Source organism: Otariodibacter sp. (assembly GCF_029256985.1).
Taxonomy (GTDB): domain Bacteria; phylum Pseudomonadota; class Gammaproteobacteria; order Enterobacterales; family Pasteurellaceae; genus Otariodibacter.
In genome coordinates this window covers 25,411-37,571 of the sequence record NZ_JARIDQ010000020.1, presented here as the reverse complement: position 1 = coordinate 37,571, position 12,161 = coordinate 25,411, and the positions used below count along the sequence as shown (strand labels likewise).

The 12,161-nt window shown below is 34.4% G+C and carries 7 protein-coding genes and 2 tRNA genes; 7 read left to right on the top strand and 2 right to left on the bottom strand.

The window, feature by feature from the left end:
* Position 1: 1 nt before the first annotated feature.
* Both Q1J40_RS02220 and Q1J40_RS02215 read right to left on the bottom strand, forming a co-directional pair.
* Positions 2 to 75, bottom strand: a tRNA-Cys gene (locus Q1J40_RS02220).
* A gap of 9 nt (positions 76 to 84) precedes the next feature.
* Positions 85 to 160: transfer RNA gene (locus Q1J40_RS02215), tRNA-Gly, on the bottom strand.
* Positions 161 to 518: 358 nt separating this feature from the next.
* Between Q1J40_RS02215 and glgB the strand changes: the two genes are divergently transcribed.
* The 7 genes from glgB (at position 519) to Q1J40_RS02180 (ending at position 11,771) form a co-directional block, all read left to right on the top strand.
* On the top strand, positions 519 to 2,723 hold the full coding sequence (gene glgB, locus Q1J40_RS02210; RefSeq protein ID WP_301098404.1) for a 1,4-alpha-glucan branching protein GlgB: 2,205 nt from the start codon (positions 519 to 521) through the stop codon (positions 2,721 to 2,723).
* 13 nt (positions 2,724 to 2,736) lie between these two features.
* Positions 2,737 to 4,731, top strand: coding sequence for a glycogen debranching protein GlgX (gene glgX, locus Q1J40_RS02205; protein WP_301098403.1), 1,995 nt, complete (start codon positions 2,737 to 2,739; stop codon positions 4,729 to 4,731).
* A 21-nt stretch (positions 4,732 to 4,752) separates the two neighbouring features.
* Positions 4,753 to 6,027 (top strand): glucose-1-phosphate adenylyltransferase, encoded by a 1,275-nt coding sequence (gene glgC, locus Q1J40_RS02200; RefSeq protein WP_301098402.1) that lies wholly within the window; start codon positions 4,753 to 4,755, stop codon positions 6,025 to 6,027.
* A gap of 97 nt (positions 6,028 to 6,124) precedes the next feature.
* Positions 6,125 to 7,558 (top strand): glycogen synthase GlgA, encoded by a 1,434-nt coding sequence (gene glgA / locus Q1J40_RS02195; RefSeq protein ID WP_301098401.1) that lies wholly within the window; start codon positions 6,125 to 6,127, stop codon positions 7,556 to 7,558.
* A gap of 155 nt (positions 7,559 to 7,713) precedes the next feature.
* Positions 7,714 to 9,177 (top strand): IMP dehydrogenase, encoded by a 1,464-nt coding sequence (guaB, locus tag Q1J40_RS02190; RefSeq protein ID WP_301098400.1) that lies wholly within the window; start codon positions 7,714 to 7,716, stop codon positions 9,175 to 9,177.
* A gap of 400 nt (positions 9,178 to 9,577) precedes the next feature.
* Positions 9,578 to 10,978: an envelope stress sensor histidine kinase CpxA gene (gene cpxA, locus Q1J40_RS02185; RefSeq protein WP_301098399.1), complete on the top strand. Its 1,401-nt coding sequence runs from the start codon at positions 9,578 to 9,580 to the stop codon at positions 10,976 to 10,978.
* A 22-nt stretch (positions 10,979 to 11,000) separates the two neighbouring features.
* Positions 11,001 to 11,771, top strand: a complete 771-nt coding sequence (locus Q1J40_RS02180) for a Nif3-like dinuclear metal center hexameric protein (RefSeq protein WP_502306653.1) — start codon at positions 11,001 to 11,003, stop codon at positions 11,769 to 11,771.
* The last annotated feature ends 390 nt before the right edge of the window (positions 11,772 to 12,161 follow it).

Genomic DNA, 12,161 nt, shown 5'->3' with positions numbered 1-12,161 from the left:
ATGGAGGCGTGTCCCGGAGTCGAACCGAGCTACATGGATTTGCAATCCAGTGCATAACCGCTTTGCTAACACGCCATAAAAAAATGGAGCGGGAAACGAGGCTCGAACTCGCGACCCCGACCTTGGCAAGGTCGTGCTCTACCAACTGAGCTATTCCCGCAAATGATATGTTGTTTTGAACGATGTGCATTTTACGAAAATTACTGCAACTGTCAAACGATAATTTTATACTTACGGTTTAAATGTCTAAAAAAAGATCGCTCCATATATTATTAATTATTATTAATGCTATAAAAGATCAAAATCCTTTGTAATTGATATAAATTTACAATCCTTTTTTTTAATAAAAAGTTAAAATCAAAAAGTAAAATAACTATTTGATTATTATAATGTTTTAATGTTTGTGATCAATGTCAAATATTTTAATATTAAATTTGTACTATAAGATTATTTCTGATAGATTTTGTTCAAAAGACCGGAGCGTCTTCCTTTCAATGCTATGCAGTTAAGGAGAGCAAATGAAAGATTCAAGTCAATTATTCTCGTCTAATCTAGATTCTTATTTTATTGCACAACTTAATTCTGGAACATGTCGTGATCCTTTTGCATACTTAGGTATTCATTCTATAGATTCTGGTGTTGTCATTAGAACTTTCTTACCTGAAGCTATATCAGTCACAGTTATTGACCAAAATGCTAACCCCATTCAAAAAATGATAAAAATTGATGATGATTCTGTTTTTATTGCTGAAATAATGGGTAAAAAAGCAGATTTATCCTACCGCTTATTGGTCGAATATACTCATGCAACAATTGATATTGAAGATCCTTACCGTTTCCAATCACACATCACTGATGTAGATAGTTGGTTACTTTCTGAAGGAACACACATTCGTCCTTATGAAAAATTAGGTGCACATTTAGTCACTCATAATGATGTCGGAGGTATTCACTTTACTCTTTGGGCACCAAATGCTAGACGAGTTTCCGTAGTGGGTGATTTTAACTTTTGGGATGGAAGACGTCATCCAATGAGATTCCATCCAAATACGGGAATTTGGGATATTTTTATCCCAAATGCTCATAAAAATACCCTTTATAAATATGAAATTTTAGATCATAACGGCCAATTACGTTTAAAATCAGATCCTTATGCTTTTTCTGCACAGTTCCGTCCAGATACAGCTTCTGTTGCTTCAGGTTTACCAGCTATTGTTGAACCTGATGAAACAAGACGGAAAGCCAATGCATCAGATCAACCTATTTCAATTTATGAAGTGCACTTGGGTTCTTGGCGTCGTAATTTAGAAAATAATTATTGGCTTAATTATCGAGAAATTGCTGATGAATTAATCCCCTATGTAAAAGATATGGGATTTACCCATATTGAATTATTACCTATTTCAGAATTTCCATTCGATGGTTCGTGGGGCTATCAACCAACTGGAATTTATGCTCCGACTAGTCGCTTTGGTTCACCTGATGATTTACGTTTCTTGATTAGTAAGGCTCATGAAGCAGGCATCAATGTGATTTTAGACTGGGTAGTGGGACACTTCCCAACAGATGAACATGGTTTAGGTTATTTTGATGGTACACATTTATACGAACATGCAGATCCTAAAGAAGGATATCATCAAGATTGGAACACCTTAATTTTTAATTATGGGCGTAACGAAGTACATAATTATTTATCTGGCAATGCACTCTATTGGGTTGAACGTTTTGGTATTGATGCTTTACGTGTAGATGCTGTTGCCTCGATGATTTACCGTGATTATTCACGTGCAGAGGGTCAGTGGATTCCAAATCAATATGGTGGTCGAGAAAATTTAGAAGCTCTGGCATTTTTACGTAAAACCAATACGATGCTCAAGAAAGAAGGAATGGGAAGTATCACAATAGCAGAAGAATCTACATCTTTCCCTGGCGTCACACATCCAGTAGACCATCATGGGCTTGCTTTTGATTATAAATGGAATATGGGGTGGATGAATGACACCCTTCGTTACATGCAGACCGATCCTATTTATAGAAAATATCATCATAATTTGATGACTTTTGGTATGGTTTATCAATACAGTGAAAAATTTATGCTACCACTCTCTCATGACGAAGTGGTTCATGGAAAAGGTTCCCTTATTGAAAAAATGCCTGGTGATCGTTGGCAAAAATTTGCAAATTTACGAGCTTACTACGGTTATATGTGGGGTTATCCTGGTAAGAAATTACTCTTTATGGGCAATGAATTTGCTCAGAAAAGGGAATGGGATTATGAGAAAAGCCTCGATTGGTTCTTACTCTCTGAAGATTCTAATAGTGATTGGCATAAAGGTATGCTCAGTTGGGTGAAAGATCTCAATCATCTATATACTCAAACTCCCGCATTGCATGAATTAGATTATTCACCTGAAGGATTTGAATGGTTAGTAGTAGATGATGCAGATCAATCAGTATTTGCTTTTGAGCGTAAAGCAAAAAATGGTCAATGTATTATCGTTGTAAGTAATTTTACACCAAACCCAAGGGAAAACTATCGTATTGGAGTTTCTCAGCATAGTCTATATAAAGAAATCCTTAACTCAGATTCAATGTATTACATGGGAAGTAATGTTGGTAATTTTGGTTATATTAATTGTGATGAAATACCTTCACATAATAGACCTTATTCACTTAATTTAACATTACCACCACTTTCAACCATATTTATTATTAGAGAATAATTTAGGTATTACCATGCAGTATTTTTCAGGACAATCATTTCCATTAGGAAGTTTTATTACAGAAATTGATGGAGAAAAGGGTGTGAATTTTTCACTTTTTTCTCGCCGAGCAACCGCCGTCGATCTTTGTTTATTTATTGATGGAAAAGAAACCAAAATTCCAATGTTTCATGATAAAAATAATGATATATGGCATGTTTTTGTTACTGAAGTGAAAGAAGGGACTCGATACGGATTCAGAGTAGATGGAGTAAGTGATATATCACAAGGTAATCTATTCAATCCACAAAAATTACTCATTGATCCTTATTCTTACGCTATTGAAGGAACACCAGATCTAACCACTAAAGAAGGTGATTCTTGGTTTTTCTGGGATGATGATAGAGATAATGCATCTTTAGCACCAAAATCAGTCATCACTGATCGTGAGTTTGATTGGGAAGGAGATAAATCACCTCAAACAGACTGGTCTGACACTATTATTTACGAAGCTCATGTTAAAGGATTTAGTAAAAAGAATCCGAATATTCCTAAAAATATAGCTGGTACTTTTGCAGGTTTGGCTCATGAATCCTCAATTGAGTATTTGAAAAATTTGGGAATTACTGCTATCGAGTTGTTGCCTGTAGCCTATCATGTCGATGAACCTCATTTACAAAAATTAGGACTTTCTAATTATTGGGGCTACAACACTATAGGGCATTTTGCAGTCGATCCAACTTTAGCAAGTGATAAAAAACACCCTCTTGCTGAATTTAAAAATATGGTTAAAAACCTACATAAAGTAGGAATTGAAGTCATATTAGATATAGTTTTTAATCATACGGCAGAATCAGGCATTGATGGCCCAACACTTTGCCAACGTGGAATAGATAATCAAGCCTATTACTGGTTGGATGAAAATAAAAACTACTATAATTGGACTGGCTGTGGTCATAGTATCAAGATCAATGATGATCCCATGGTATTACGCTGGGTGATAGATTGCCTTATTTACTGGGCTGAAGAGTGTCATGTAGATGGTTTCCGTTTTGATTTAGCCTCACTTTTAGGCAGAACTCCAAGTTTTTCTGATAAAGCGGCATTTTTCTCAGCTGTGACGAGTAATGCAAAACTCTCTAATATAAAATTAATTGCTGAACCTTGGGATACTGGTTTAGGAGGCTATCAACTTGGTGCATTTCCAAAACCTTTTGCTGATTGGAATGGGCAATATCGTGATGATATGCGTCGTTTTATCTTAGCTATAAGCGGTGACTTAGGTACTTTTGTTCGCAGATTCGCAGGAAGTGATGATATTTTTGCTCATAATCGTTTACCGATGAATAATATTAACTTTATTACTGCTCATGATGGATTCACACTACATGATTTAGTCAGTTATAACGAAAAACATAATTGGGATAATGGTGAAGAGAATCGAGATGGTTATAACGACAATATCAGTTATAACCATGGTGTAGAAGGTGAAACTAGCGATCCTGATATTATTCAAGCCAGAATACAAAGTAAGAAGGTATTATTAACTACTCTACTTTTATCACATGGTATTCCTATGATTCTAGCTGGAGATGAACTAGGACATAGTCAAAAAGGTAATAACAATAGTTATTGTCAAGACAATAAAATTACTTGGATAGATTGGCAAAAAGCTGATCAGGACCTTATCAGCTTTACTACACAGCTAATCAAAATAAGAAAGCAAATACCATCATTATCTGATCAAAGTAAGTGGTGGGATGCAGACTCTGTACAGTGGTTAAAAGCAGATTCTACTTTAATCCAATCGGATGATTGGCATAACCCAGATAATAAAAATTTACAAATATTGCTTGATAGGGATTGGTTGATTTTAATTAATATAAATCGAGTAGCAACCACATTTTTACTACCTGAAGGAAAATGGAGTGTTCTGTTAGGTACAGAAAATATTACTCTAATGACTGATACGCCAGCAGTTACTTTCTCAAATATGGGAGTATGCGTACTTCAAAGGAATATCTTTTAATAATTCAATTTGGAGATAAATATGCTAACACAAGAAACATATACAGATAAACGCAATTTAACCTCACAAACTCTCGTGTTAATTTTAGCTGGAGGAAGAGGATCTCGTTTATATGAATTAACAGATAACCGTGCTAAACCTGCTGTTTATTTTGGTGGTAGTCGCCGTATTATTGATTTTGCACTTTCAAACTGTATCAATTCAAACCTACTTAAAATAGGTGTAATTACACAATATGCGGCTCATTCTCTTCTTCGCCATTTACAACGTGGCTGGTCATTTTTACCTTATGAACGCAATCAATATATTGATATGTTACCAGCTCGTCAGCAACTTGATGAAACAACATGGTATCGTGGAACAGCAGATGCGGTTTATCAAAATATGGCAATCATGAAAAGCCACTACTGCCCTAAATATGTCATTATTCTTGCCGGCGACCATATTTATAAGATGAATTACAATAGAATGTTAGAAGATCACGTTGATTCAGGAGCTAAATGTACAGTAGGATGTATTGAAGTTCCTCGTAACCAAGCTAGTGAGTTTGGTGTAATGGCAGTGAATGAGAAATTACAAGTCAAAGCATTTGTCGAAAAACCAGCTGATCCACCAGCAATGCCAGATAAACCAAATTCATCACTTGCTTCAATGGGTATCTACGTATTTAATGCTGACTATTTGTATGAAATGCTAGATAAAGAAGTTACTAATCCAAACACTACTCACGACTTTGGTAAAGATATTATTCCTAAAGCGGTAGAACAAGGGGTAATTTATGCTCATCCATTTGAGCGTTCTAGTGAAGGTCGTAATGCAACAGGTACCATTTACTGGAGAGATGTAGGTACTATTGATAGTTATTGGGCAGCACATATGGATTTAGTTAGTGAGAAACCACAATTAGATCTTTATGATAAATCTTGGCCAATTCATGGACGACCACAACAAACTGCACCTGCAAGGTTTTTTTATAAAAAAGCGCGTACGAGCACATTAGATAACTCTTTAATTGCAGGTGGAAGTGTAATTACTGATGCAGAAATCAGTAATTCTGTTTTATTTCATGAAGTTAAAGTAGGAGAAGATAGTGTTGTTTCTGAATGTGTTGTTTTACCTCAAGTGATTATTGGAAAGAATTGTACAATTAAGCGTGCAGTAATTGATCGTCATTGTGAAATTCCTGATGGTTTACAGATTGGGGTAAACCCAGAAGAAGATGCGAAACACTTCCGCATTAGTAAAGGTGGAATCGTATTAGTTTGTCAAAAAATGTTAGATAAATTAGCAAAATAATATTTATTTTACTTAAGTAATTACAAGGCATAACTGTGTTTTAGCATATTACGTTATGCCTCTATGTTTTTTCGATATATCAAACAGGTTAATCTAAATGAAAATATTACATGTTTGTTCAGAAATGTACCCGCTTATTAAAACAGGAGGACTTGCCGATGTCATTGGTGCATTACCTTACGCTCAACAAGCTGAGGGTAATGATGTCCGAGTATTACTCCCCTATTATCCTCAAGTTGCTGAAAAGTTGGGTGAAACATCCGAAGTTGTCACATTAGGTACATTTGCTGGTGTTGTTACATTAAGATTCGCTTATTTCAATGGATTAGGCGTTTATGTAATTGACATCCCTGAATTATATAATCGTTCATTACCTTACTATGATAAAAATTATCATGACTATATGGATAACTATAAACGCTTTGCGTTACTCAGTTATTTAGGTGCTCAACTTTCCGAAGGACTTGATAATTGGTGGGGTCGAGCTGATATACTTCATGCTCATGATTGGCAAGCCGGACTAGCTTGTGCCTATCTAAAAAGCTGGAATAGCCCTGTTAAAAGTGTATTTACTATTCACAATATTGCTTATGCAGGTCGTTTCCAATCTCATCATCTTAATGAAATCTCGTTACCTTGGTCATTCTTTAATACAAATGGATTAGAATTTTACGGCGAAATTTCTTATTTAAAAGCTGGAGTGTATTATGCTGATAGAGTGACAACCGTAAGCCCAACCTATGCACAAGAAATTACTGAAGAAGTCGCGGGTGGTGGATTGCATGGGCTATTACAAACTCGCCAAGCAGAAGGTAGATTACAAGGTATATTAAATGGTGTAGATGGGAATATTTGGGATCCTGCAACAGATCCTAATATTATCGCACACTATCATGCAAGTTATATGCAAGGTAAAGCAAAAAATAAGACCGAATTACAACGCCAATTTAATTTACCAGAAGAAAAAGAAACCTTACTCTTTGTTATGGTTACTCGATTAACAGAGCAAAAAGGTGCGGATTTCTTACTCACCAATATTGATACTATTATGCAACACTCTGTGCAAGTGATTGTACTTGGTAGTGGCTCTCCAGATTTAGAACAAGCATTAAGAGATGCTCAAGCTCAATATCCTAATCAAATTGGCGTGAAAATTGGTTATGATGAAGCATTATCTCACCAAATTATTGCAGGTGGAGATGTAATTTTAGTCCCTAGCCGATTTGAACCTTGTGGTTTAACTCAACTTTATGGATTAAAATACGGTACGCTACCCCTTGTAAGAAAAACAGGAGGATTAGCCGATACGGTAAACAATAGCAATAAAGAGGCGATAGAAAATCGCACTGCTACAGGTTTTGTATTTAAACATCCTGATCCAGAAGATTTCTTAGATGCGATTTTAAAAGCAATTAAGTTATGGAAAAAACAAAAGCTTTGGTCGAGTATTCGTCAGAATGCGTTAGCCCAAGATTTTGGATGGGAAAAAATTGCAAAACAGTATCAAGATCTCTATGTTGAAATCGTATAGATAGCCACACAACAAGCGGTCAGTTTTCCAAAAATTTTACAAAAAAAAAGATAAACTGACCGCTTATAAATTTACAAACACAATAAGTCCCTGTATAATCCGCTCGCAATTTTTCCAGCTTTATATTTTAAAACTTTAACTAAGGAACTATTGCAATGTTACGATTAGTCAAAGAAGCACTTACGTTTGATGATGTTCTTCTTCTCCCTGCACATTCTACTGTATTACCGAATACAGCAAATCTTTCAACTCAGCTTACTAAAGAAATCCGTCTCAACATTCCTATGCTTTCAGCAGCTATGGATACAGTTACTGAAACAAAATTGGCTATTTCTTTAGCTCAAGAAGGTGGTATTGGTTTTATTCACAAAAATATGACCATTGAACGCCAAGCAGATCGTGTTCGTAAAGTGAAAAAATTTGAAAGTGGTATTGTTTCAGAACCCGTGACAGTGTCACCAAATATGACATTAAAAGAGCTTTCACAATTAGTTGCTAAAAATGGTTTTGCTGGCTACCCCGTTGTTGATAAGGAAAATAACCTCGTTGGTATTATTACTGGACGTGATACTCGTTTTATCTCTGATATGGATAAGAAAGTATCTGAATTTATGACACCTAAATCACGCTTGGTTACTGTTAAAGAAGGAGCAAGCCGCGAAGAAATATTCCACTTAATGCATATAAATCGTGTTGAAAAAGTGCTTGTTATTGATGACGACTTCAAATTAAAAGGTATGATAACTTTGAAAGATTATACTAAAGCAGAAAGTAAACCTAATGCCTGTAAAGATGAATTTGGTCGCTTACGTGTTGGAGCGGCAGTTGGTGCCGGTCCAGGTAATGAAGAACGTATTGAAGCATTAGTAAAAGCGGGAGTTGATGTACTTTTAATTGATTCTTCACATGGTCATTCAGAAGGCGTTTTACAACGTGTAAGAGAAACTCGTGCAAAATACCCTAATTTACCTATTGTTGCAGGTAATATTGCCACAGCAGAAGGTGCGATTGCCCTAGCTGATGCTGGAGCAAGTGCAGTTAAAGTGGGTATTGGACCGGGTTCAATTTGTACCACTCGTATCGTTACTGGTGTCGGTGTACCACAAATTACCGCAATTTCTGATGCAGCAGAAGCATTAAAAGATCGTGGAATCCCAGTTATTGCCGATGGTGGAATTCGCTACTCTGGCGATATTGCTAAGGCATTAGCAGCAGGGGCTTCTTGTGTAATGGTAGGCTCAATGTTTGCAGGAACAGAAGAAGCACCCGGTGAAATTGAGCTATTCCAAGGTCGTGCATTTAAATCTTATCGTGGTATGGGTTCATTGGGTGCAATGTCTAAAGGTTCATCAGATCGTTACTTCCAATCTGACAATGCTGCAGATAAATTAGTACCTGAAGGTATCGAAGGACGAATTCCTTATAAAGGTTTCTTAAAAGAAATTATCCATCAACAAATGGGTGGACTACGTTCTTGTATGGGCTTAACGGGTTGTGCAACAATCGAAGATCTTCGTACCAAAGCACAGTTTGTCAAAATCAGTGGTGCAGGTATCAAAGAAAGTCATGTTCATGATGTTACTATCACAAAAGAAGCTCCAAACTATCGTATGAGTTAATATGTAGAAAATCAGACTTAATCTGACAAATTATATAAGTAAAAAGAGAGTTTCTTATTTGTAATTTAAGTGTATAACTTCAATCTAAACAAAAAAGAAACTCTCATAATTTTTTGAATAAATTTACCAAATTTAGCGAAGAGTTGGGTAATATTTTGAGGACGTGTAAACTAAATAGGAATAAATCTAGATACTTTCTATAATTATCACACTTATAGAAATAAAATGTCTACAGAAGAACATCAATGATGTATATTACTCTAAAGAAAACAAATTTGAATTAAAAATAATTCAAGCTCAAATTAATTTGACAGACATACTGTTTTAAATAAAAAAACTGTCAGATATAAATATCAAATTGAGTTTAATCTTCTACAGATTATTTTAATATTAAGCTAATATGATTAAATACTGGAATAAAATTAAAACATTACATACTTATTTCGTTTATCAAATTTTTGTATCTTTCGTTGTGATAGTTTCAATTATGATAGGTATTGCTCTTATTCTGCCAAATTTTGATGCTCGAGTATTTAACCCTATTGAAAAAAAAGAATTCACATTCTTTCAAAATGAAAGTATCAATACACAATTAGAATATAATTTAGATGAATTATTTCGTCGAAATTTAATGGTATCAAGTGTTAATGGATTTGATGTTATTCTATTTGATCCAATCACTCAAAAAATGAGTGGTGTAACTAGTTCTGATCTTAATACATTATATGCCTTTATATTAGGTGCACATAATCCAGAAAAGCCTTTACAACGCCGATTTGATTCTGTTGAGATTTATGGACCTTTTGTTATAGAATCTAGTAGTAGAAGCTATTATCAATATTTCATCAAGCATACAGATGAACAAATTCCTTATATTGATAAGGTATCTGATCAAATTTTTGACTCTCCGATCTTAATGCTTATTTTACTACTATTCATATCATTACCTCTTCTATTGTGGTTATCAATGAGAATGGCAAAACCAGTTAAAGCTTTACAATTATCAGCAGATGCGGTTGCTAGAGGAAATTTAGTTGTTAACCCTAGATTAGAAAATGAAGGAATTCATGAACTTAGATTAGTAGGTAATAGTTTTAATAAAATGATAAGAGCATTACAGGAACTCACAACATATCAACAACGCTTACTCTCTGATATTTCTCATGAGTTAAAAACTCCGTTAACAAGAATGCAATTAGCTGTATCTTTATTAAGACTCAGAAATGGAGAATCTAACGAGCTAAAAAGAATAAATAATGAAATTCAAAAATTAGATACAATGATACACGATTTACTTTCACTATCTAGAGATCAATTAAATCAACACGTTAATAGAGAAGTTTTTCAAATTGATAAAATTTGGGAAGATGTATTTGATGATGCAAAATTCGAAATAGAACAAAATAAGTTAAGCTTTTCTACAGATATAGATATTAGTGAACCTTCTAAATATTATATTAATGGTAATGTATCTATGCTTTCTAGTGCAGTCGAAAATGTAATTCGAAATGCTCAAAAATATGCAAAAACTTTAATTGCTGTAAAAATTCACATTGAGAAAACAAGGCTTATCATTACAGTTGATGATGATGGCATTGGTGTACCAGAAAACCAATATGAAGAAATATTTAGGCCTTTTGCTAGAGTTCAAGAAGATAGAGCAAGGCAAACAGGAGGAACAGGTTTAGGATTAGCTATTGTTTCTAATGCTATAAGTCAACACTCTGGCTCTGTTATTGCAGAAAAAAGTTATCTCGGTGGACTTAGAATAAAAATAGACTTACCACTGTGGATCGAGTAATTACTAATTAAGGGATTTTTTGATGTTAACAAATTTAAAACTTGAATATATTTTAAATGAAAAATTGAGTAGCTCTATGATTTCAGACTATGCTCCAAATGGGTTACAAATTGAAGGAAAAAAAGAAATCAGAAAAATAGTTACAGGAGTAACAGCTTCTCTACCATTAATAGACGCCGCTATTGAACGAAATGCTGACGCTATATTAGTCCATCACGGCTATTTCTGGAAAAGTGAGAATCCATGTATCAAAGGAATGAAAGGCAAAAGGATCAAAAAATTAATAACTCATGATATTAATCTATTTGGCTATCATTTGCCTTTAGATGTACATTTAGAACTGGGTAATAATGCACAATTAGCAAAACAAATTAGTGTCACTCATCTACAAGGACTTGAGGATAAACCCTATTCTATCCCAGTCTATGGCAATTTAGAGACCCCTATTTCGGCTAATGATTTAAAAATAAAATTAGAATCTATCTTAAATCATGAAATTATTTTATGCGATGAATTTGTTGATGAATATCCTTCAAAATTGATAAAAACCGTTGGTATTTGTACTGGTGGTGGTCAAGGGTATATTGATTTGGCAGCAAGTAAAGGAATTGATGCTTTTATTAGTGGTGAAATATCTGAACAAACTACTCATTCAGCACGAGAACAGGGAATTTATTATTTTGCTTGCGGCCATCATGCAACAGAACGGGGAGGAGTTAAAGCTTTAGGTAAATGGTTAGCTGATGAGTATAACTTAGATGTAGAATTTATTGATATCAATAATCCTGCTTAATAAGGCGTAATTAACAAAATTCAGGTTATTTGCAGAGTATGTCAATAAAAATTCTTAATAAACTTGATGTTACGCTATTTACTTAATCTATTGTGGCTACTTAATTGTCGTTTTAACTCACTTTTATCGTAAGATTTTATGTTTAACTAGATCTCTTAGCTCAATACTTGCGATATTTTGAGGGCGACGAGTTAAGTATCGGGTAATTATCTGTAACTGATGAAATTGACACATTTGCACGGATATATTCTTGCCGCAAAATTTGATTATTAAGGCATTTACCACCTAAAAACTACCCCTGTGACAGGTAAGGCATTTATACTGCTATTTTCCTGATTTACAACCATTCTTTTTAACGTAGTTTTTACCACAAAAAGGGCAGTTTTTGAT